This is a genomic window from Bartonella sp. CL71SXKL, from assembly GCF_042194935.1.
GTDB lineage: Bacteria > Pseudomonadota > Alphaproteobacteria > Rhizobiales > Rhizobiaceae > Bartonella.
In genome coordinates, this window is sequence record NZ_JBHINI010000004.1 from 133,477 (window position 1) to 157,734 (window position 24,258).

General features: G+C 39.6%; 13 protein-coding genes and 1 pseudogene. 7 read left to right on the top strand and 7 right to left on the bottom strand.

What is annotated here, in order from left to right; translation table 11 throughout:
* Positions 1 to 18 precede the first annotated feature (18 nt).
* The 4 genes from ACFILA_RS03560 to ACFILA_RS03575 form a co-directional block, all read right to left on the bottom strand.
* Positions 19 to 930: a F0F1 ATP synthase subunit gamma gene (locus ACFILA_RS03560; protein ID WP_375637560.1), complete on the bottom strand. Its 912-nt coding sequence runs from the start codon at positions 928 to 930 to the stop codon at positions 19 to 21.
* A gap of 20 nt (positions 931 to 950) precedes the next feature.
* Positions 951 to 2,486 carry a F0F1 ATP synthase subunit alpha gene (gene atpA, locus ACFILA_RS03565; RefSeq protein ID WP_273790513.1) on the bottom strand — a complete coding sequence of 512 codons (1,536 nt, stop codon included), beginning with the start codon at positions 2,484 to 2,486 and terminating at the stop codon, positions 951 to 953.
* Positions 2,486 to 3,067, bottom strand: a complete 582-nt coding sequence (atpH, locus tag ACFILA_RS03570) for an ATP synthase F1 subunit delta (RefSeq protein WP_273790514.1) — start codon at positions 3,065 to 3,067, stop codon at positions 2,486 to 2,488. The genes atpA and atpH overlap by 1 nt, the downstream gene beginning before the upstream one ends.
* A gap of 1,957 nt (positions 3,068 to 5,024) precedes the next feature.
* Positions 5,025 to 7,232 carry a primosomal protein N' gene (locus tag ACFILA_RS03575; protein WP_375660671.1) on the bottom strand — a complete coding sequence of 736 codons (2,208 nt, stop codon included), beginning with the start codon at positions 7,230 to 7,232 and terminating at the stop codon, positions 5,025 to 5,027.
* Positions 7,233 to 8,370: 1,138 nt separating this feature from the next.
* On the opposite strand from ACFILA_RS03575, the gene fsa reads away from it, so the two are divergent.
* Positions 8,371 to 9,024, top strand: a complete 654-nt coding sequence (fsa, locus tag ACFILA_RS03580) for a fructose-6-phosphate aldolase (protein WP_273790517.1) — start codon at positions 8,371 to 8,373, stop codon at positions 9,022 to 9,024.
* Here fsa and lptE read toward each other — a convergent pair.
* Together lptE and leuS are read right to left on the bottom strand one after the other, a co-directional pair.
* Complete coding sequence (gene lptE / locus ACFILA_RS03585; RefSeq protein WP_375659908.1) at positions 9,021 to 9,629, bottom strand: LPS assembly lipoprotein LptE; 609 nt, start codon at positions 9,627 to 9,629, stop codon at positions 9,021 to 9,023. The genes fsa and lptE overlap by 4 nt on opposite strands.
* Positions 9,616 to 12,258, bottom strand: a complete 2,643-nt coding sequence (gene leuS, locus ACFILA_RS03590; RefSeq protein WP_375660685.1) for a leucine--tRNA ligase — start codon at positions 12,256 to 12,258, stop codon at positions 9,616 to 9,618. The genes lptE and leuS overlap by 14 nt, the downstream gene beginning before the upstream one ends.
* Positions 12,259 to 12,423: 165 nt before the next feature.
* Here leuS and ACFILA_RS03595 point away from each other — a divergent pair, with 165 nt between their 5' ends.
* The 6 genes and pseudogenes from ACFILA_RS03595 to ACFILA_RS03620 all read left to right on the top strand — a co-directional run.
* Positions 12,424 to 13,113 (top strand): YggS family pyridoxal phosphate-dependent enzyme, encoded by a 690-nt coding sequence (locus ACFILA_RS03595; RefSeq protein WP_375660672.1) that lies wholly within the window; start codon positions 12,424 to 12,426, stop codon positions 13,111 to 13,113.
* Positions 13,114 to 14,890: 1,777 nt separating this feature from the next.
* Positions 14,891 to 16,834 (top strand): acetate--CoA ligase, encoded by a 1,944-nt coding sequence (gene acs / locus ACFILA_RS03600; protein ID WP_375637556.1) that lies wholly within the window; start codon positions 14,891 to 14,893, stop codon positions 16,832 to 16,834.
* A 535-nt stretch (positions 16,835 to 17,369) separates the two neighbouring features.
* Positions 17,370 to 18,029 carry a cell division ATP-binding protein FtsE gene (ftsE, locus tag ACFILA_RS03605; protein ID WP_273723097.1) on the top strand — a complete coding sequence of 220 codons (660 nt, stop codon included), beginning with the start codon at positions 17,370 to 17,372 and terminating at the stop codon, positions 18,027 to 18,029.
* A complete protein-coding gene (locus ACFILA_RS03610) occupies positions 18,022 to 18,975 on the top strand; it encodes an ABC transporter permease (protein WP_273790524.1) in 954 nt (317 codons plus the stop codon). Before ftsE ends, ACFILA_RS03610 begins: the two co-directional genes overlap by 8 nt.
* A gap of 4 nt (positions 18,976 to 18,979) precedes the next feature.
* Positions 18,980 to 19,645 (top strand): YdcF family protein, encoded by a 666-nt coding sequence (locus tag ACFILA_RS03615; RefSeq protein ID WP_273790525.1) that lies wholly within the window; start codon positions 18,980 to 18,982, stop codon positions 19,643 to 19,645.
* A gap of 1,240 nt (positions 19,646 to 20,885) precedes the next feature.
* Positions 20,886 to 21,107 (top strand): annotated as a pseudogene (locus ACFILA_RS03620) (Arm DNA-binding domain-containing protein); the annotation flags it as partial.
* A gap of 1,159 nt (positions 21,108 to 22,266) precedes the next feature.
* On the opposite strand, the gene ACFILA_RS03625 reads toward ACFILA_RS03620, so the two are convergent.
* Entirely contained in the window at positions 22,267 to 24,255 is a 1,989-nt protein-coding gene (locus tag ACFILA_RS03625; protein ID WP_375660673.1) for a MacB family efflux pump subunit, read from the bottom strand.
* Positions 24,256 to 24,258 lie beyond the last annotated feature (3 nt).

The window sequence follows — 24,258 nt, forward strand, 5'->3', positions numbered from 1 at the left end:
AATCCTTACCTTCTCCATTTAAAGCGCTTCAGCGCCCGCAATAATTTCGATCAATTCTGTCGTAATCTGTGCTTGACGTTGACGATTATAAGCCACCGTCAATTTACTAATCATTTCACCCGCATTGCGCGATGCATTATCCATAGCTGTCATCTTGGCGCCCATCTCACCAGCAACATTTTCCAGCAAAGCCCGAAAGATTTGCACCGAAAGATTACGTGGTACAAGGGCCTCTAAAAGAGACGCAGCATCAGGCTCATATTCATAAACAATCGATTGTGAACCTGTGTTATGATCGGTTTGCTCCACAACATCTATTGCCCCAACAGCTGCTTTTGGAGCAACCATTGGAATCAAATCCAAAGCTGTTGGACGCTGATTAATTACGGAAACAAATTCAGAATAAAACAGCGTACAGACATCGAAAGCGCCTTCATTGAATAAATCAACAATCCGTTGACTAATCATCACTGCCTCTGCAAAACCAATTCGCTTTACAGCATGCAAATCGATATGGTCAATTATCAAGCCTTTGTAATCACGCGATAAAATATCCGCGCCCTTTTTACCCACAGTGATAATTTTTACTATTTTATCAGCCGCCAACAATGCCTTAATCTGTTCACGTGCACGACGAGCAATTTGCACATTAAAAGCACCACACAAACCGCGCTCAGCAGTACACACCACCAAAAGATGCACATCATCGCGCCCCGTACCACGCATAAGAGCAGGCGCATCAACACCATCTACATCAGCAGCAACACTGGTCAAAATATCAGCCATTTTCTTCGCATAAGGGCGTGCAAACTGCGCTGCCTCTTGAGCACGATGCAACCTTGCCGCTGCAACCATTTGCATAGCTTTGGTAATCTTTTGTGTTGCTTTAACCGAAGCGATACGGTCTCTAAGATCTTTTAGTGAAGCCATTCAAGCATTCCATCAATTCATCACGAGAAATTTTTCGCATAAGTATCAAGAACAGTTATCAACTTATCTTTCAGCTCATCTGTTATTTGCTTTTGCTCAGCAATTGCCTTTAAGAGATCTTGATAATCACTACGCAAAAGCACCAAAAGTCCCTGCTCAAACCGCGCAACATCAGAAACCGCCAAAGCATCAAGATAGCCATTCACACCCGCGAAAATAACCACCACCTGTTCTTCTGTTTTGAGTGGAGAAAATTGTGGCTGCTTCAACAACTCTGTCAAGCGCGCACCCCGATTTAACAAACGCTGGGTTGACGCATCCAAATCAGAGCCAAACTGCGCAAAAGCTGCCATTTCACGATATTGCGCCAATTCACCTTTAATCGAGCCAGCAACTTGCTTCATCGCCTTAATTTGTGCGGCAGAACCAACACGCGATACAGAAAGACCAACATTTACAGCAGGACGAATTCCTTGATAAAACAAATTAGTCTCTAGAAAAATTTGTCCATCAGTAATCGAAATCACATTTGTAGGAATATAGGCAGAAACATCATTTGCTTGCGTTTCAATAACTGGCAAAGCTGTCAACGACCCAGATCCATTTTCCGCATTCAACTTTGCAGCCCGCTCTAAAAGACGCGAATGCAGATAGAAAACATCTCCCGGATAAGCTTCACGACCTGGAGGACGACGCAATAAAAGAGACATTTGACGATACGCTACCGCCTGTTTTGACAAGTCATCATAACCGATCAAAGCATGTTGCCCATTATCACGGAAATACTCACCCATAGCACATCCAGCAAGAGGTGCAATAAATTGCAGTGGTGCTGGATCAGAAGCAGTCGCTGCAACAATAATAGAATATTCCAGCGCTCCACGTTCTTCTAAAACTTTAACGAATTGTGCCACCGTCGAACGTTTTTGACCGATAGCCACATAAATACAATAAACTTTATCTTGCTCTCGTCCAGCCCCTTTTTCATGAAAAGGTTTTTGGTTTAAAAATGTATCGAGCAAAATTGCTGTTTTTCCTGTTTGGCGATCACCAATCACCAATTCACGCTGCCCCCGTCCAATAGGGATGAGTGCGTCAATCGCTTTCAATCCGGTCGACATCGGTTCATGGACAGACTGACGCGGAATAATTCCAGGAGCCTTAACATCGACACGACGACGCTCTGTTGCTTTAATGGGCCCCTTACCATCTATAGGGTTTCCCAACGCATCAACCACACGCCCAAGCAAAGCGGGGCCCACAGGAACATCGACGATAGCGCCTAACCGCTTTACACAATCACCTTCACGAATATCACGATCTGAGCCAAAAATGACCACACCAACATTATCAACTTCCAAATTGAGTGCCATACCGCGCACACCGTTTGGAAAGGCGACCATTTCCCCTGCTTGGACATTATCCAAACCATAAACGCGAGCAATACCATCTCCCACAGAGAGAACCCAACCAATTTCTGAAACCTCAGCCTTTTGGTCAAAGTTTTTGATTTGCTCTTTTAGAATTTTTGAAATTTCAGATGGTCTAATATCCATCAGCTGACCTCTTTTTTCAATGCAAGCTTAAGCGAAGACAATTTTGTGAGAAGAGACGTATCAATTTGAGACGACCCCACACGAACGATTAATCCACCAAGAATTGTTGGATCCACAATGATGTGCAGCAAGACTTTTCCTCCAACAACACCTTCCAAAGCCTCACACAACTCTTGTCTTTGTTGAGAACTTAAGGGGCGCGCAGAAACAATTTGCGCAGTAACCTGCCTACGAGCGCGTGCAACACAACGCTGGAAAGCATGTAAAATACCAAATACGGCACTAAGCCTACGGTTTATTACAATAACGCGTAAAAAATTACCAATGACCTGCCCTGCGTTTTTATCAGCAAATTTGATGTTTGCACAAACAGATTGCATCACCTTAATTTGCTCTTTAACTGAAAAGAATGGACTGAGCACAAAGAATTTTAAATCCTTATTCTCCAAAACAAGCAAAAGATCCTCTACTGCCTTTTCAACCTTTTCGACGTTTCCGGCTTCTTGAACGCAATCAAAAAGCGCTTGCGCATAGCGTTGATCTACCAACGGCAGCGGTATGAGAGAAAATGAATCCGACACGAAATACCGCCTCTTTCCCTTGAGCGACTCTCTGATAGTTATCAGATGAAATGAAACAGACATTCTCAATCTTAAGAATCTTCTTCTTAAAACCTAGAACAAAAATCACTTGGTTTCTAGCATAGACATAGCCGACTCGCAACACCACAAATCGCTGCTTTTCAAAAATTTTAATAAAATATTCAAAATATTTTTGAAAAGCATTTTTTTAGATATACAGGATGGCATCACAGTTTTTTTATGCCTCTTTTTGACATTCTCTGAGCGATTTTTTCACTCTCTTTGATTTTTCTTCAAACGCTCTTGTCACCAAACGCTCTTGTCACCATAACAAAACATTCCTTTTATCACCACAAAACCTTTAACGAAAGACGACGGCGACTGAAAAAGTCTATTATTTCAAAATGATAAGAAAGAAAAAACAATGAATATCCTCCTAAAAATTGATCTTTTTTCTTCAAATACCCACTCCTTTTAAAAAATTTTACCAAGTAATATTTTCTTGTAAGCACATTCTTTTAATATACAGAACATTGATTTATAATGATAATATATCATTTTTCATACCGGATGAGCTTCAAATATCGAAAGATTCTCTCTTTTCAAATTTTTTTATCAAAATCACTCCCTTGCTTCATCACAAACAAAAAAGGAAATGATCAAAGAAAACAACACCTCTTATAAACGCTCTCAAGTACTAAGAGTTTTCGTAATACTCAAAGCTAAATAATAAATGGCGCCATTTTATACCTTTATGAAATAAAGATGGGGAGCCTTAACGTGGTTTTTTCATTCATGAAAGCTTTGATATTCTACACTCGAAAAACATCGTAAAATGAATTCGAGTATGCTGAGAAACATTTGCTTAAACAAGCATATGAATGTAGTAATACAATAGATGTTCTGTAATATTCCGCTTTGGGCGTTCTGCTTTACATGAAAAATGTGCCCCCATTAGAGAACGAAAGTAATAAAAGCATGAAACAATGGATAATCTCCATTTCACGACAACGCCTATGAATGCTATAATGGTAACCCCATTGAGCAGCCCCATCTTTACACTTATGAAAGAACAAGCCGGCACCATCACACACTTTGCCATCTCCCAATTTTACGACAGCCCTTAATTCTTGAGATGATTAGGTATTTTGGTCCTCTCTTGTATAGTTTTACGCGACACAGGCTCCCCCATCTGTAACATGCAAACGAATGGTTTTGATTGATCAATATAAATAGATTTTAAATAAGAGAATCCTACGATAGTTGAGGCTATAATATGAATAACGGCATATTATCACTATAAATCAATATTTATTATTTATAAAAATTATTATTATGGATGCTTTTGAAAATTCTAGAGCCGAATGAATAAGGATGACAACGATGAATGCTCATTTTGACCTTCACGTTCCAAAATGAGTCTGTGTTCTCGTCAAAGATAAATAAAATAGATATATGCAATATTCTCGCCCTAATCTAGCACACAAACGCAGGTACGACTCGTACAGCGCTGATACATCTTATGAACGCTGCTTCATAAGGCTTTAAGGTCAAATAACATCAAAAACACGTCCCTCATTAAGCCCACATAGCGTCACTTTATATGACACTATATTGCACTGATTTAGAAAAAGCATAGATCAATATCAATTTGAACGCGAACGGAACTGGGCATTTTGGGTGTACAGCTAAGCATTTTAAGCCCTTATAAAAAGAATCCGCCTATCAAAAGAATACTGTCCCTCATACAAAAAAGGAGTAAAAACCGAAATGATAGTGCCCTCGAAGAAGAGAGGCGCTTCTGCTGGTTTTATAACAAAGATATTTTTTCCCGTAGCTCTACTTAATGCAATGTACATGTATCATATTTTGCTGCCTGGATGCTTATTCTGAATAATATAAGAGTTCAAGTAAAGCATCTTAAGCAAAGAGACCTTCACTTTATGCGATACTGGTTTTAGAAAAAACTTTGCGGATCAATATCAATTTGAACCCGAACGGAACTGGGCATTTTGGGTGTACCGCTAAGCATTGCACGTATAAACCCTTGTATATCAAAAGAACGCTGTCCTTGCAGCAAAAGCCGAAAACGATAACGCCCCCGAACCAAAGCCAAAGGCGCTTCTGCTGGTCCCATAACCGAGATATTTTTTTCCCGTGGCGCTGCTTGACGCAATGCGCGCGCATAATGTTCTGCTGCTTGGCGCTGTTGTGCAGACACGATCAAAGAGGCAAGCCGCCCATAGGGAGGCAAATGATAATGCTGACGCGCTGCAATCTCACGTGTGTAAAAATCTTCTGGCTGGCATGCAAGTAAGGCTTTGATAACCGGATGATCTGGTTGATAAGTTTGCAATAATCCTAAACTTTTCAATCCCACACGCCCTGCTCTTCCGGTAACTTGAGAAAGCAGCTGATAGGTACGTTCACTTGCGCGTAAATCGCCATTGGCAAGACCAAGATCAGCATCAATAACGCCAACCAGAGAGAGCTTGGGAAAATGATGTCCTTTAGCGACTAACTGTGTTCCAATAATAATGTCCACATCGCCATTTGCAATGGCTTGTAATTCGCTTCGCAACTTCCCAATCCCTCCTTTGAGATCTGTTGAAAGGATCAATGATCGCGCTTGAGGAAAAAGCATTTGTGTTTCTTCGGCAATTCTTTCCACACCCGGTCCACAAGCCACGAGATGATCTAATGTCCCGCATTCAGGACAGGCTTGAGGAAGTGGTTCATGATATCCACAATGATGACATTTCAGTTGCCCTTGCGCACGATGTTCGACCAACCAACTTGAACAATCGGTACAATGAAAACGATGTCCGCAAATTCGGCATAAAGTTAAAGGTGCATAACCACGACGATTAAGAAAAAGAAGAGCTTGTTCGCCCTTATCAAGCGTTTGTTTTAAAGCCCTTTCAAGAGCAAAGGAAATAAAGCGCCCCTTTTGCACCCCTCCTTGGCGCATATCAACCACCCGCAACTGTGGAAGTGCAGCTTCTTTAAAACGGGAAGGTAAATGCACCTTTTGATAACGCCCTTTTAAAACATTGGCTTGGCTTTCAATCGACGGTGTGGCTGAAGATAAAATAACAGGAAAATGCTCAAAAGAGCCCCGTGCAACAGCCATATCACGCGCATGATAAAAAATGCGCTCTTCTTGTTTATAAGCGCTATCGTGCTCTTCATCGACAACAATCAAGCCAAGCTCATGAAAGGGAAGAAAAAGCGCTGAACGAGCCCCCGCAACGACACGCACCCGCCCTTCTGCAACTTGTCGCCAGACGCGTTCTCTACGACGTGGCGTCAAATCAGAATGCCATTCTGCTGCCGCAGCGCCAAAACGTGCATAAAAACGATCTAAAAACTGCTGTGTTAAAGCAATTTCCGGCAATAAAATTAAAACCTGCTTGCCCTCTTTAAAGGCTTGAGAAACCGCTTCAAAATAAACCTCTGTCTTTCCTGAACCCGTAACACCATCAAGCAAAAAAACTTGAAACTGAGAAGATAAAACACCTTCCCGCAATAATGTTGCTGCTTCACTTTGCGCTCCCTGCAACTGAGGGAGACAAAAATCAGGATCAGGCATTGCCACAAGATCAGGAGCAGGAACCTTAACATCTTCAAAAATTCCTAGCGCTTTTAAACCTTCAACAACAGAAACCGAAGTTCCAGCCGCATGTGCCAGACCAGAACGTGTCCATATCTTCTCATTACGCACCAATTCCAAAATCCGTGATCGCGCTGGTGTGAGACGTTCTACATTTCCACCACAATATCGCAAACCCAGCATCTGCGCTTCCGGCTCTAAAGCAGCCGGTACCGACAAAACCAATCGTGCGACAAGACCAAAAGGTGCCATTGTATAGCGACTAACAAAACGCAAAAATGTGATCATTTCTGCTTTTAATGGGGGGCAATCAAAAACATGAAGCAGAAAGCGTAATTTTTCACGCGCCACCGAAGCAGACTTGTGCCCATCGGCTGTCTGCTCTCCAACATCTACAACAAAACCGCAAAGCTCACGCCCCATCAACGGAACCCGAACAAAGGAACCAATGTTCACCTCCATAGAAGATGGAACTTTATAACTATAAGCGTGAGCAACAGGAAGAGGAACCAATACGGATACAATCTTTTCCTCTATCATGCTTGAATTCATCTTGTAAACCAATCTACGACCTATTGAGCATCAACAAGTCTACACCTTATCTTTAAACACTCTTATAAAATTCATTGCAGGATTCAATCCCCCCCGATCACAACACTTTTCTAACAAAAATTCTTTTTAACACGCATTCCCTCACCAAAGTGCCAATATAAAGAACCAATCTCATCGTCTATAACAAAAAACTCTATAGCAAAAAAACAGCACTATTCTTCTGTGTAAATAAAACGCATCACTATTAAGCATTCAACATGCTATCGGTTAAGTGCATCCTTCAACAAAGCGATCCCATAGTATGACCTCTTCCCAACGCACACGTTTATTTTTTTACCGACTCATATCTCAATTTATCTTCAACAAACTGATTTATAAAGATATAATCATCATTTTACCTATTGTAATAAAAACCCTCAATACGATGATTTTTTTTCATTTCAAACCCATCGAGGAACATTTGTAAATCCTTATTGATGAAAAAGTATCCCATGATTTTAATTATAAGGAGAATAATATTGCAAATGGAGCCGTTACAATATTCACCTTGGCTTTGTGCCAAAAAGTGAAAACACGTGTATACATCTTTCAGCTTGATTGAAAATCAAGCAACAATACAAGCAGCACAAAAGCGTATTTTTGAAGAATGGGAAAACAGAATAAATCAATGTAATTGACCATAAAAAAACCCTTCATGCGTAAAATTTTACAGGCGTTCTTCAACAGTGTTTTACGACAAAATAAATCCATCCGCTTTCATCAAAAACAAAGTTAAACATACCCCCTAAAAAAGGAAGGTATCTTATGATGCACTCTCAAATATCAAGAGCAATCGCAAATAGGAAATGAGCAAAGTGTTTGATAATGCTAGCTTATTTCCATAAATATAAAAACACCGCTACGCAAAGATGCCAATACGCAAAAATGTTGGTACGCAATGAATTCTATGCCTTATCACGAGCAACACTATGAAATGGGTGTGGAAACGATAAATCATATTTCTTTACCGAAAACGGATACATGATTAACACCATAGCATTCTTGTTCTTTACACAGATATTAATTCTTTCTCTTGCTTTTGCAGTCAACAATAGCGCATAACAAAAAATAGGATAAAGCTAAAAAAAAGAGGTTAGAGATGAAATTTTTTGTGGATAGCGCCAATATTGAAGAAATTCAAGAGTTACAGAATTTAAGCCTTGTTGATGGTGTTACCACCAATCCCTCTCTTATCCTAAAATCAGGACGCAATATTCTTGATGTTACAAAAGAAATTTGTGCTCTCGTTAGCGGACCTGTTTCTGCTGAAGTTGCAGCAACGGAATTTGAAAGCATCATGAAAGAAGCAGCTGTTTTAGCAAAGGTTGCCGACAATATTTGTATCAAGCTTCCTTTAACACTCGATGGATTAAAAGCCTGTAAAGCCCTCACAGCAGCAGGACTAAAAACAAATCTCACACTTTGTTTTTCTGCCAATCAAGCCTTATTAGCCGCCAAAGCAGGCGCAACATTCGTTTCACCTTTTATTGGTAGACTTGATGATTGTGGAAATGATGGAAGTGAACTGCTTCATGAAATTCGCACAATTTATGATAACTATAACTTTGAAACACAAATCTTGGCCGCTTCAATCCGCACCGTTAATCATGTCAAAGAAGCAGCACTAAGCGGTGCTGACGTTGCAACAGTTCCACCAGCAATCTTAAAAGCACTAGTCAAACATCCTCTCACCGACAAAGGGTTGCAAATATTCCTCGACGACTGGAAAAAAACAGGACAAAATATTGCTTAATGTCTAGAAATTTTATTGGAAAGATCTTTTGAAAGTAACAAAAAGATCTGTTCAGCCAACTCTTCCGCAACACGTTTTTTTGCATCTTCTTCTGCTTGCAGCGTTGCATATTCTTGACGAAGTTGCTCAAAAGATGCATTCATCATTGCTGTTCCTTTTGCAACAAGAGTATTTTTCATATCCTGCAAAGTATAAGAAGCTCTGCTCATAACAGTTCCAACAGAAGGTCGTCCCTTTCTCTTTTTCTCGAAATCAACCTCTATCTGCATAGATTCTCTTGTAAAGACGGATATCTGCAATGCCAATTTATAAGCAGGTAGAGAAGGTTTAGCACCATTTCCATACAAAAGAAAAAGCAGATGATTGCGCACCATTTGACCAAAACGATCCGAAGGTTCTTCTACAACAATAGAAGCAAGCTTTTGCGCTAACCCCAAAGAAGCTTGTCCAGAAGGGTGTCCAGAAGCAGGATTCCCATAAGAAGCAGAATCCATTGTCATTGCACTCTGCAACTCTTGACGGTAAAGCGGTTCAACTTTGCATCCACACAACAGTGTGAATACACCAGCTAAAATGACAAGAATAGAACTTCTAAAAAACGACATTCACAATCCTTTGTGGAACAACAATGATTTTTTTCACAGGCTTTTCAACCAGTTGCGCCTTTACAAAATCTAACGCCAAAACCGCTTCTTTAATCATCACCTCATCAGCAGTTGCTGCAACGCTCACCTCACCGCGTTTTTTACCATTAATTTGTACTGGCAAAGTATAGCATTCCGCAACGGTTAACGCACGATCATAAACAGGCCAAGCAAGCGCAGACATTAAAGTTTTTCCTCCTAAAGCAGCATGACATTCTTCTGCTAAATGGGGCATCATGGGTGCAATCATGGCAAGAAAAAAATCCATAGCTTGACGTAAAGAAGCTTTCATTTCATCGTCAACACTTTCTATCCTATTTAACAACGGTGCCATAATATTCAAGAATTCATAAAGGCGTGCAATAGCCCGATTAAAAGCGAATTTTTCCAAATCATCTTCTACAGCGCAAAGCGTGCAATGTGCGACCTTTGAGAGTTCCAAAGCCGCCCCCTGATGCCCTGCACAAGGCGCCACATCCTTTAAAATAGAAGCACTCACAGCCACATGGCGCCAAACACGCTGTACAAAGCGATGTGCACCTTCAACACCAGATTCTGTCCAAATGACATCCCGCTCGGGAGGAGAATCTGACAACACAAACCAACGCACAGTATCAGCGCCATAAGATGCAATAATATCATCAGGATCAACGACATTCTTTTTTGATTTTGACATTTTCTCAATCAAACCAATCGTCACTTCACTTTGATCGGTTAATTTATAAGCACACCGCTTTCCATCTTTTTCAACAATCGAAATTTCTGCTGGAGAAACCCACCCTTGATCATCCCGATAGGTTTCATGCACCACCATCCCTTGGGTAAAAAGCCCCTTAAAAGGCTCATCTACCGTCACATGACCGACCAATTTCATAGCACGCATAAAAAAGCGCGCATAAAGAAGATGCAAAATGGCATGCTCAATTCCACCAATATATTGTTGCACAGGCAACCATTCAGCTGTTGCTTGTTTGTCAACAGGTTCCTGTGCAAAAGGAGCCGTAAAGCGTGCATAATACCAAGAAGAGTCAACAAATGTGTCCATGGTATCGGTTTCGCGTTTGGCAGGTTGACCACAGGAAGGACAAGTAACATTCTGCCACCTTTCATGTCGTGCAAGAGGATTTCCTGGTTGATCAAAAGTAACATCATCAGGCAACACAACCGGTAAATTGGCACGTGGAACAGGAACAACCCCACAAGTTGTACAATGGATCATCGGAATGGGGCACCCCCAATAACGTTGACGTGAAATCCCCCAATCACGCAAACGAAATTGCACTGTTTTCTTCCCTTGCGGTTGCCCATTGAGCATTTGTTTTTCAAGCTTTTTAGCAGCTTCTTCAAAAGCTTGTTGGGGTGTTAAACCATCCAAAAAACTGGAATTGATCATCACCCCATCACCCATATAAGCTGTTTCAGTAATAACAAAATCTTCTGCTTGCTCTCCTTTTGGTAAAACCACGGGTTTTATTGGAAGATCATATTTACGCGCAAAATCGAAATCTCTCTGATCATGAGCCGGACAACCAAAAACAACCCCTGTTCCATAGTCCATAAGCACAAAATTCGCGATATAAACGGGAATATGTACTGTTGAATCGAAAGGATGAACAGCCAAAAGGGGCGTGAGAAACCCTTGTTTTTCAGCTGTTTCAAGTGCTGCTGTTGTCGTTCCACCACACCGACAATTTTCAATAAAAGCACTCAACGCTTTATCTTTCTTTGCCAAAGCTTGTGCAATAGGATGATCAACAGACAGAGCCAAAAAGGAAGCGCCAAACAGTGTATCAGGACGCGTTGAATAACAAACAACCTCATCAAATTTCTCACAAACATCATCAGCATCACCCGCCGACTTTAAAGCCCAACGAATCAGCAAACCTTGTGATTTTCCAATCCAGTTTTTTTGCATGGTGCGAACTTTTTCCGGCCATTGGTTCAGCTCTTCAAGCCCTGCCAAGAGATCTTCACTAAAGTCGCTAATTTTGAAAAACCACTGCGTCAACTCACGTTGTTCCACCAACGCACCAGAACGCCATCCCCGCCCATCAACAACCTGTTCATTGGCCAAAACAGTATGATCAACAGGGTCCCAATTCACCTTAGCCACTTTACGTGCTACCAACCCCTTTTGATAGAAATCAAGGAACAACATTTGTTGGCGGTGGTAATATTCCACATCACAAGTTGCAAATTCACGCGCCCAATCGAGTGAGAGTCCTAATTGTTTTAATTGCCCGCGCATGACCGCAATATTTTGATAGGTCCAAGTTTTAGGATGCACTTTACTTTGCAGAGCAGCATTTTCAGCTGGCATACCAAAAGCATCCCACCCCATGGGATGAAGCACATTAAAACCCTTTGCCCTTTTATAGCGTGCCACCACATCCCCCATGGCATAATTGCGCACATGCCCCATGTGAATACGGCCAGAAGGATAAGGAAACATTTCTAAAACATAATATTTTTCACGAGCATCTTCTTGAAGAGTCTGAAAAATTTTCTTTTCATCCCAAATTTCTTGCCATTTTTTTTCTCTCGCACGTGGATTATAGCGTTCGCCTATATTATAATGTCCAATTGTCATTCCCATTATACTCTTTTAATAAAACAGAACCAAAAACTTGTTTTATTATGCTTGACCATGGATTAACCTCATCGTCAACATTTTCGTGAAATATTTCCCTAAGTATTTTATAAAACTTTTAAAAAAACGACCAACTCTTGAACAAAAAAGGTAAAGCACAAAAATATGAATACACAAACGCCCCTCGATGCCCCTTCCGTTGAAGCATGGAAAAACCTTCAAAAAGACATTGCAGCAATATGCCAAGAGCTACAACGCCCCGTAGAAGAAATTGAACTTATCGCTGTTTCAAAAACTGTTTCTGCTATTGATATACGACCCCTTTTGCAAGCAGGCCAATCTTTGTTTGCAGAAAACCGCGTACAAGAAGCAGCACAAAAATGGCCTGCTTTACGTCAACAATTTGAAAATATTAAACTTCATCTCATCGGTCCCCTACAATCAAATAAAACAGCAGAGGCGATCAAACTTTTTGATGTTATTCAAACGGTTGACCGTGAAAAAATAGCCAAAAGCTTAGCTGAAGAAATGGAAAAACAAAAAAGGCATCTTCCTTGCTATGTTCAGGTTAACATTGGCTTAGAACCGCAAAAAAGTGGTATCGCACCACAAGAAGCTACATCTTTTGTCAACCAATGCAAAAACAACTATGGACTTGATATCATCGGACTTATGGGCATTCCCCCTGTCGATGAAAACCCCGGCCCCTATTTCGCACTGTTAGCAAAATTAGCAAAACAAGCAGGTCTTCCAAAGCTTTCCATGGGCATGTCCAGTGACTTCAAAACCGCTCTACAGTTTGGCTCTAACGTCCTTCGCATTGGCTCTGCTTTATTTGGAAAACGCCCTGTGTAAAGCAATTCCCCCTTCATATAAATTCCCATTGAAAATTCTACGAACAAACCAAAAACAGCAGAAATGAGAAAAAATATTTCCTTCAATATCAATAAAAGAGCAATTCTAGCAAAAAAGATTCCAGTCCCTCTTTCATCCTGTTAGCAGGATAAGCAAAAAAGCTGGTTTCTCAAATTTCTCACCGGCACATCCACAACACGTACAATAGCTTCAAGATAGCATTGCAATTTGGCTCTCATATTCTCGCATATTGGCTCTACTTTACTCCCCTCTGACCGCCTCTCCAGCAAAAGCAACATAAAAAATAAATCCTTATATAAAGGCAAAATGATAAGAGGGGCGTTGCGCATGAATGAAAAAACTGTCGCGAAATAAATAATTACAAAAGAATATTGAATAAGATCATCGCAATGATTTCCATTGAAAATCATGAATTCTCTTAACTTCTCCAACACGCGTAAACAATTTCCCCACATGCCAATGGCATAAAGCAGACAAAAAGAGGCTTATGGTTACATAATACAGTAACAAAACTCTTTCATGTAAGTCACTTGAGCAAAATAAACATCTCAAATGCTCAATAGAGCACCAAGAACCGCGCTAAACAACATGATAGCAATCTATAAGGTCAACGATAGCATAGAGCCTTTCTATGCTCTACAAAGCGTAAAATACAGTCAATATCCGCCTGAAAAATAAAAGAACTAATCCCGTGCATATGCGCATAATACATGCACGCAAAACAATGGAAATGAGAACGATTTCAATAACGATATTCCTTTATCATTATTCCTTTGTCGATCTCGTAAACAAAGAGAAAAACTTCAACTTTTCATATGCCTAATTTTTCTAATTTTAAACTTTAATTAAGGAAAAACAGGGGATATTTCTTATATTTTAAAATATTGCAAATAATATTATTATCTTCTTAAGAAGAAGATTTCATGTATACATAGTATAGATATTATTTATACAGTATTTTTATTGTTATTTTTAAAATTTATCTTTGACATTTTTCTAAAAATACATGATAGACATTTGAAATATATCATTATGATACTACTTTTAATGTAGATAATTAAGGAGAATTAATATTTTTGGTTCATGCAGCACATTCGGTCATATAGCGACAAAGATATCTCTGAAGTTAAATAATTTTGTAAGTATATTTGTAAGAATATACCAAATTAAATATCTACATCTGTGGATAAAATAATTTTCAGAGATATCTATTGTGGATCACATCTTATAATCAGAATTTTTTTATAATGAATATTTGTTATGAAATCGTAAGAATGTTTTGTATTCTCATTGTCTTTATCCCTATATATGCTATTGGTTTTTAAAAATGGTAGTTACATTTGGAAAGTAACTATAAAATAAACTTTATATACAGTAATTCTTTTCATTATTTTTGATATTTTGGTTTAATTAATTATTAATGAACTTATTCTTATTTGAATAAGGGAATACAAAATAAAAAACATTTAAAGCGATAATCAATAAAGCACCTTCATCTCCCTTTTTATATGATATTTTTTAATGCCTTTGTGCGTTTATAAAAGGCTCTATACCGCAATAGACTTTGCCACATTTAAATATCCTAAAAGCATAAAATACCTTTTTAAGAAAAACGTATCAGATTTAAAAATTGACTATTCTAATCTTTGTCATTTAGTCTAACCTCACAATGAAAAGCTTTTGGGAAAACTCTGCCACAAATATAACCATACAAAAATACAGAGGCAGATTTTCAAAACAATAAAAAGAGGGAAACATGACTGAAAAAATCTATCCAGTATCAGAAGAGATCAAAAAAAATACTTTACTCGATGAGGAAACTTATCAACAATGGTATCGAGAAAGCATCGATGATCCAGAAAGCTTCTGGGCAAAACATGGTCAACGCATTGAATGGTTTAAACCTTTTACAAAAGTAAAAAACACTTCTTTTAACGGAGATGTCTCCATTCAATGGTACGAAGATGGGATAACAAATGTTACCTATAATTGCATTGATCGCCACCTGAAAATCCATGGAGACAAAATCGCGCTCATTTGGGAAGGAGATAATCCTTATCATGATAAAAAAATAACCTATAACGAGCTTTATGAACATGTTTGTCGTTTTGCTAATCTTTTGAAAAGCCGTGGCATTAAGAAAGGCGATAAAGTAACCATTTATCTCCCCATGGTACCCGAAGCAGCCTATGCCATGCTTGCTTGTGCTCGCATTGGAGCTATTCATTCGGTTATTTTTGCTGGATTTTCTGCTGAGGCAATAGCAGGACGCCTTGTCGATTGTGAATCAACCTTCATTATTACCGCTGATCAAGGCTTGCGTGGCAGCAAACGGATCAACTTAAAAGACAATGTTGATCATGCCATTGAGATAGCCGCGCGCCAAAACGTGCAGGTGGACCAAGTCATGGTTATACGGCGAACTTGTGGACCCATTCAATGGGTAGAGGGGCGTGATTTTTGGTACCACGAAGAGATAGCTCATGCCAAAACAGCTTGTCCACCAGAACCAATGAATGCTGAAGATCCACTTTTTATTCTTTATACTTCAGGCTCAACAGGCAAACCTAAAGGTGTTTTGCATACCACAGCGGGCTATCTTGTTTTTGCCTCGATGACTCACCAATATGTTTTTGATTACCACCCCAATGAAGTTTACTGGTGCACGGCTGACATTGGTTGGATAACCGGTCATTCTTACTTGGTTTATGGACCTTTATGCAATGGTGCGACCACTTTAATGTTTGAAGGCACACCAACCTTTCCTGACAAAGGCAGATTCTGGGAAATTGTCGACAAACACCAAGTCAATACGCTCTATACAGCACCAACAGCTATCCGCGCCTTAATGGGAGCAGGAAATTCGTTTGTTGAACACTCAAACAGAACATCGTTGCGTCTCTTAGGCACGGTAGGAGAACCGATTAATCCAGAAGCATGGGAATGGTTTTATCATATAATTGGAAATGACCGTTGTCCGATTCTCGATACATGGTGGCAAACGGAAACAGGAGGGCATATGATCACGCCCTTGCCCGGTGCAACACCCCTCAAAGCAGGATCGGCCACACGTCCTTTTTTTGGTGTTCAACCCCAAATTGTTGATGCCCAAGGCAATGTTTTAGAAGGTGAAGCAGAAGGCAATCTTTGTATCAGTGATTCATGGCCCGGACAAATGCGCACACTTTATAAGGATCATGAACGCTTTATTCAAACTTATTTTTCCTCCTATAAAGGAAAATATTTTTCAGGCGATAGCTGTAGGCGCGATAGCGACGGTTATTATTGGATCACAGGACGAGTTGATGACATTCTCAATGTCTCGGGGCACAGGTTAGGAACTGCTGAAATTGAATCAGCTCTTGTTTCTCATCCCGCTGTATCAGAAGCAGCTATTGTGGGTTACCCGCATCCCATTAAAGGACAAGGAATTTATAGTTTTGTGACTCTCATGGAAGGAACAGAGCCAAGTGAAGAATTGCAAAAAGACCTTATCAAGCATGTGAGACAAGAAATAGGCTCTATTGCCATATTGGATAAAATTCAGTTTGCTCCGCAGCTTCCCAAAACACGATCAGGGAAAATTATGAGACGTATTTTACGAAAAATCGCTGAAAACGATTTTGATACTCTCGGAGATATTTCAACCCTTGCCGAACCACAAGTTGTTGAAGATCTGATTGCCAACCGACAAAACTAAAAAACACGACGCAATACAACATACGGTGGTTTTTGTTTTTTTTGCTAAAATTATCTCAGCATTATTACGAAAACCACCAAGGAGAATAAAAAACAAAACAATGCATGAGAAGCTCAATCATTCTAACAACAAACGCTTTTTTTCATAACAGGTAAGAAATAATTTAAGCAAAAACCTCAAGATTGGGATGCGAACAAGAATAAGAAAGTAAGATAAAAAGAGCAACATAGCTTTTTAAAATCACCCAATGTCCACTCAATGCAAAAAAAGCCTCTGAGTAAGAAGGAAAAATAGTTCTGATGTTTATGCTAGAATCCCTTTGAAATTCCTGCTAAAATCATAAATAAAGCTAAAAAAAGAAAGTATAAGTGATAATATTCTTGAGCAAAAATATTTATCTATAACGAGGGTGTATAAAAAATATTGAAAACCATGAAATCTAAAATAAACAAGCTTACAACAAAAATCTAAAGCAATGAAAGTAAGAGTTTTTAGAATAAATGATGCAATATAAAATCAGGAGTAATAATAAAAAGTGATTCATTTTGAAAATGTCGGCCTACGCTATGGAATGGGCCCTGAGGTCCTTCGTGATATTAGCTTTCATATTCCTCCTGGATCATTTCAATTTCTCACAGGTGCCTCTGGAGCAGGGAAAACGTCGCTGATGCGTCTTATGTTTTTGGCACTCAAACCCACCCGCGGTCATATTGATCTCTTTGGAACAGACACAGCATTACTCAAACGACAAGAGCTCCCTGCGCTGCGACAACGTATCGGTGTGGTTTTTCAAGATTTTCGTTTACTCGACCACATGACCACTTATGAAAATGTCTCCTTACCTTTACGCATTAAAGGACAAGAAGAAGCAACCTATCGCAGTGAAGTGGAAGATCTTCTCTGTTGGGTAGGTCTTGGAGATCATATTCATGTTTTACCACCGGTTCTTTCCGGTGGGGAAAAACAAAGGGTAGCCATTGCACGCGCACTCATTGATCAACCTGAAATTCTACTTGCCGATGAACCCACTGGAAATGTCGATCCGCCCTTGGCAAAACGCCTCCTCCGTTTGTTTATTGAATTAAACCGTTTTGGAACGGCTGTTATCATTGCCACCCATGATATTGCCTTAATGGAACAAGTTGCAGCACGGCGTATGCTTCTCCATAACGGACGGATGACGATTCATGAATAAGTCTTTCCCCATTTTTACAAGCAATAAAAAAAATACAACAGCGATTATTCCCAGTGGTAATATTTCTGGAAAAGCATTGGTTGCCGTAATTGCTATTATGACATTTCTTTCAAGCCTCACCTTAATCGGTGTTGATTTAGTCCAACATGCCGCCCAAAATTGGAGTAATCAGATTAGCTATGAAGCAACAATACAAATACGCCCCATTGACAATGTTGATATCAACAAAGCACTCCGTGATGCCGTACAATTGGTTAAAACATTTTCTGGTGTACAAGATGCAAAAATTGTTGACCAAAAAGCTACAGAAAAGTTACTGGAGCCATGGCTTGGAACAGGCTTCAATGTCAATGAACTACCCCTTCCCCGCCTCATCATTGTGACCCTGAATGGGGATGAAAAAATCAATTTTGCAGCCATTAATCACGCCATTAAAACCCAAATTCCAGGAGGTCAATTTGATGATCACCGTGTTTGGGTTCATCGTTTTGCGACCATGGCACACACCACTGTTTTCATTGGTTTTTCAATTTTAGCATTGGTTCTAGGCTCTCTTATCCTCACCATCATTTTTGCCACCCGCAATGCATTGGCAGAAAATACACATATTATCAATGTCTTATATTTCCTTGGTACTGAAACTCTTTTCATTGCCCGCCAATTTGACTGGCATTTTTTTAAAACCGCGCTGCGTGGTTCTTTATATGGTGGTCTTACAAGCATATTTCTGTTTTCAGCCTTTTGTCTCTGGACGAATTATAACTTGGGAAGAGTGGAAGCTAGCCAAATAACAGCTTTGTTTGGACATCTTTCCATAAGTTCCATCCCCTACGGAAAAATCATTTTTCTTATTATTTTCGTTTCTTTTCTTACCACCCTTACAAACCGCATGACTATTTTAACACAACTGAAAAAAATCGATCAATGTGAAAACGGTTTATTTTAATTTTATGACTCACAACACTTACAACTCATTGACGCAAAACAATTTAGAACGTCCTCTTCCAAAACGGCTCCACTATAGTTGGTCTCCCCGCTTTTTATTTCGCTATTTTCCACCGACAACCCTTACTCTTTCAATCATTGTTTTCATTTTCTGGAGCGGTTTTATCATTTTTTCTGAAAAAACTGAACGACTTTCTCCCCCACAGCCTCTCCCCAAAGCTGATGCCATCATTGTGCTGACAGGCGGAGAAAACCGAATAGAGACAGGACTTAATCTCTTACAAAGGGGGCTTGGTTCACGTCTCCTCATCAGTGGTGTAAATACCACAACCAACCTGAAAAGTCTCATGCATAACATGCATATTACCCGACGGCTTATCTCCTGTTGTATTGACATCGGGCATCAAGCGATTAACACCAGAGGAAATGCTAAAGAAAGCGCCGATTGGATCAAAAAACACCACTATAAAACCCTTTATATCGTCACCCATGATTACCATGTGTGGCGCTCGATGCGAGAACTTAAATATTTAATGCCTGATATCCATTTCATTGCCTATCCTGTTAAAAAGAACAATGCTGAAAGCGCAATACAACAGATCAATCAAATCCGCATTCTTATATTCCAATATATTAAAACGCTCCAAGTCTATATCAGAACCGCATTCTAATCTTTATCCTTCTGACTTTTTAAAAACCTTGCCATCTTCTGACCTCTTCATACCTTTCTCTCATACTCTTCCACAAGAGGTTGCTTCTATAAAAGCTCGACAGAGCTACCTTCATACAACACAGAACACCCCACAATACATGTATCACTGTATTGCACATTCACCCAAAACATCTCTTACATCCCAAACATATCTCACAGCACGGGATCTGTACATGCCATCTCAATATATAAGCTCTTGTAAATAGAGCCCCCAGACAACTATAAGATCTTCAGACTTGTTATAGAGATCTATTTATACCACCGTCTTTACGCTTCATAAAAATGCAAACCGCCCCACCCTATATTTTGCCGCCCCCAAGTATTACGATAGCTCAAGCCTCTTGGGATGATTGGTAAGAGGCATGCATTACGCCTTTCTTAAACACGAACATACCAACCTCGTATGACATGCAAAAAAATAATTTTAATAGATTTAAAATAAGAAAATTTATAATAGTTAGATTTCTCATTCAACAGAGAGAATGTTAAACTATCATTATAAGTCAATATATTAGTAACAATCTCTTATTCTAAAAAGCATCTTCTTAAGAGCATTTTAGATCACAGATAGGAATAAGCTAAAAACGCACACCGCTACAAATACCTCACGTTTTTTATCGCAATCTTTTTTGAAATCATTTTGCTCTCTAAGATCACTTTTTGTCTGGTTTCCTCCCCAAAAAAGAACGAAAATTTTTAAACTCTATTGATCTGTAAACAATAATAACTCAGCTTCTTGTCTAACGCGTTCCACCTGCTCACTTCAATATCAGAACACCTCAAAAGACAGATTTCATAAGAATTGTGATTTCCTCTCAACATCTCAAAGGACGATGATTCCTATCAGCAACGATTTGTAAACAGTTCACTTTCTCTGGACAGGTTCCTCTCAGCTTCCCCATTTATATGGTTTACTCACATAAAGCTCGACAAGAAAACCCCTGCCTGAGAATATTCATCACTGCCGCTAAAGCTCATGCGTCATAATTTTAACGACCTCACTGCCTAAGGTGCTTTATTACATACAACATATTGATTTATAATGAAATTTTATTACGCTACAACTTGAATGAGAGCTCTCAATATCATCAGATTCTCTCATTTCAAATCTGTTTATGTTGAATCAACTAAAACCACTTACTTGCACATCACAAGCGGGATGAGTGTGTGGATAAAAACTGTACAAGAAATGACTAAAAATGGCTCTTATGAACCGTCTTAATGCAAGGTCTATCGCAACACCCACGAGCTGGCAAATATAATGATGGTGCCGGCTTGTTACTTCATAAGCGTAAAGATGGAGGTGCTCAATGGATTTACCGTTGTACCATTCACGAGCGCCGTCGTGAATGGGATTGGGTGCCTTAAGAGATGTCTCTTTAAAACAAGCCCGTGAATGTGCAAACCAATGGCGCCCTGTATCGGACTTGTAGCAGGAGGAAGAATAACCACCATACCAACTAGACATACCATTGCTCATCACTAGCGCCATTATGTTCTTTAGCAGCATAACTGCAGCTTGGTATTACGATGTTCTCTTACTTCACCTCACACCTGCTGAATATGAGCTTATTCTTTTTCAATAAATGAAAGCCCTTTTCATTCATACATCATTCAAAATAAGAAGCTATCCGCCTCTCAAACTTTTTGTCTTCCTCACCAAAACCATTAAATCAAACCCGCGTTTCACGGTATTAGTTCTTAAGATCACGCCCCCCTACCGAGTATCTGACGGCATCCTTACCCTAGAAACTCAAATGGCTTGTTTATCCTTCAGCTCCAAAATCATGAGATAAGGCAGAAAAAAGCGATGCCTTAAACAAAATATTCTAAAGAAAGCTAAGTTACTCGCATAAAGGAACAGAAAATGGCTGTGTCTTAGGTCACATTTTAAAACTTGAGCACGATCATAATTTATTTGCATAAACCTAAACACCTATAATTTGCACCACCCTCTGCAAAACCAAAAGTGAGAAATACTCATAACCTCTTTTCCGAAAATCTTAAAAATACTAAACGAAACCTCTTAAACTTCTCAGCTATCTCGATACCAGTTCATTTTTTTGGAAGAATGGAGGTTTAAGCTGTTTTTGGCATCAACCTTCTTTTTTGTTCTTTTGTTTGTTAGCAGATATACTATTCACTTCCCCGCCTCTTTTTAAATTAAATCTTAAGAACCGTCGCGCAATCTATTTCATTTGTTCTCCTCTTCATATCTCAGAAGACGAAGATTTTTAACAAAATTCAGTCTGCAAGCAATCTCATTCTAACGGGTTCCATTTAACTTCTCCTTAATAGGATTTACTTCCATAAGACTCGACAAGAAAGATTTAAAAATATTCATTATGCATTCTCAAAACATTCAATGCCTCAAGAAGGCTTATATGCCTATCATATCTCACATGATGTGGTGTGCTATAAGAAACGTTCACCTCTAGTGGTATGCTCCACTTAATAAACAAAGCGTTTTCTAAAATAGAGCAGCAAATAATGCCAAACTTTTCCCATTCATGTTTCGCTTCATAAACGCTTCATCCAAGTGGAAAGCATCACGAACAAACATGACCCAATTGATAAAGCTTAATCGCGTGAAAGAGCGACAACAGGGTCAAGCCGTGAAGCTTGCCGCGCTGGAGAAAAGCCAAAACATATTCCAATGAGTGTTGAAAAAGTAAGAGACATAATGATCGATTCAATAGTATAAACCAAATGGATAGGCGCCTTAAACAGAAGAAATAAGCCACCGATAGAAAGCCCAAGCAAGATCCCCAAACCACCACCAATCACACAAACCAAAATCGCTTCAATGAGAAATTGCTGTAAAATATCACTTTGCCGTGCACCAACTGCCATACGCACGCCGATTTCATTGATCCGCTCAGAAACAGTGACCAACATAATATTCATCACCCCAATACCCCCCACAATCAGGGAAATAGCTGCAATTGAAGAAATTAAAAGTGTTAAAATATTTGTACTCTCCATAACACGTTCACGGAAGAATTCAGAATTTCTAATGAAAAAGTCCTCCCCACCATGCCGCATAATGAGAAAACGTTTTATCATGGTCTCCGCTAAATGTGAATCAATATCATCAGCAATTCTAACAGTAATTGCACGAACTTCTGTTGTGCCAAGAAAACGTGTCTGCACTGTTGTATAGGGCAAATAAAGCTGTAACGTATTTGATGTATCTCCACTTGCATTATTTTGCGAATCAACAACACCAATAATACGCGCTGGAACATTCCCCACATGCACCACCTTTCCAAGGGGGCTTTCATAGCTATGGGGGAAAAGAACAGACAATGCTTCTTTCTCGATCACGAGATCAACCGCCCGATCAAGGACACTTTTTTGATCAAAAAACTGTCCTTTGAAAACTTTGAGCCCCTGTGTCTGAAAAAATTGTTCTCCCACCCCCGCAATGACGGCATTGACTTCAACTGCACCAAAACGCACTTTCGAGCTTGCTGAAATCTGTGGTGTTACACCAGAAACATAAGGTAATCCAGACAAGGCTTCTGCATCAGCTTCAACCAAACTGGTTATTTTTTCTGCTTGTGGATCAGAAAAACTTTTACCAGGAAAAATGGTTAATGTATTAGTACCCAAACTTTTAAAATTTTCCAGAATTTTCTCTCGTGTACCATTCCCTAAAGCCACCATAGCAATAATCGCCCCAATACCGATAATCACCCCAAGCATTGTTAGAAAAGTCCGCATACGATGTGCATTCATTGCCAACAGAGCCATCACAAACGCCTCACGGAATCGCTCAAAAAAAGAACGAAAAAAGCCCAGTTTTTGTTGGCCTTTTAGATTTTGTTGTTCCTGAAGAGATTTTCTACCAACTTTTGTTTTTGCAACCCTTGACCGCTTATCAGCAATAATTTCCCCATCACTGATTTCGATAATACGCTCTGCTCTTTCAGCCACCTGCATATCATGGGTTACAATGATAATAGTACGCCCTTCTTGATGAAGTTCATCCAAAATATGCAATACTTCTTGCCCACTCTTTTTGTCCAATGCACCAGTTGGTTCATCTGCAAGAATGACCTCCGCATTATTCATGAGCGCCCGAGCAATAGAAACACGTTGTTGCTGACCACCGGAAAGCTGATTTGGACGATGATTTATCCGATCACCCATGCCCAAACGCGTTAAAAGATCCTGTGCACGCTTTTTTCTTGCTTCCACGGCACATCCCGCATAAATAGCCGGAATTTCAACATTACCAAGAGCTGTCAATTCATTCAACAAATGGTAGCGCTGAAAAATAAAACCAAAATGATTACGTCGTAAAGCCGACAATTCATCCGCAGAAAGAGAAGCTGTTTCTTTACCAGAGATCCAATAACGGCCAGAAGTTGGACGATCAAGACAGCCTAAAATATTCATCAAGGTAGATTTACCTGAACCGGAAGCACCTACAATTGCCACCATTTCACCACGTTTAATGGTAAGATTGATGTTTTTCAAAACGGTAACAAACGTTTCGCCCGCAGGAAATTTGCGCACAATATTTTCCAAGACGAAGACAGCATCTGCTTGATTTGTGCTCATGCT

Bases quoted from the DNA above. Each gene is read 5' to 3' on its own strand.
- ACFILA_RS03560 (WP_375637560.1), bottom strand. From the start codon at position 930: ATGGCTTCACTAAAAGATCTTAGAGACCGTATCGCTTCGGTTAAAGCA.
- atpA (WP_273790513.1), bottom strand. From the start codon at position 2,486: ATGGATATTAGACCATCTGAAATTTCAAAAATTCTAAAAGAGCAAATC.
- ACFILA_RS03575 (WP_375660671.1), bottom strand. From the start codon at position 7,232: ATGAATTCAAGCATGATAGAGGAAAAGATTGTATCCGTATTGGTTCCT.
- fsa (WP_273790517.1), top strand. From the start codon at position 8,371: ATGAAATTTTTTGTGGATAGCGCCAATATTGAAGAAATTCAAGAGTTA.
- lptE (WP_375659908.1), bottom strand. From the start codon at position 9,629: ATGTCGTTTTTTAGAAGTTCTATTCTTGTCATTTTAGCTGGTGTATTC.
- leuS (WP_375660685.1), bottom strand. From the start codon at position 12,258: ATGACAATTGGACATTATAATATAGGCGAACGCTATAATCCACGTGCG.
- ACFILA_RS03595 (WP_375660672.1), top strand. From the start codon at position 12,424: ATGAATACACAAACGCCCCTCGATGCCCCTTCCGTTGAAGCATGGAAA.
- acs (WP_375637556.1), top strand. From the start codon at position 14,891: ATGACTGAAAAAATCTATCCAGTATCAGAAGAGATCAAAAAAAATACT.
- ACFILA_RS03610 (WP_273790524.1), top strand. From the start codon at position 18,022: ATGAATAAGTCTTTCCCCATTTTTACAAGCAATAAAAAAAATACAACA.
- ACFILA_RS03615 (WP_273790525.1), top strand. From the start codon at position 18,980: ATGACTCACAACACTTACAACTCATTGACGCAAAACAATTTAGAACGT.
- ACFILA_RS03625 (WP_375660673.1), bottom strand. From the start codon at position 24,255: ATGAGCACAAATCAAGCAGATGCTGTCTTCGTCTTGGAAAATATTGTG.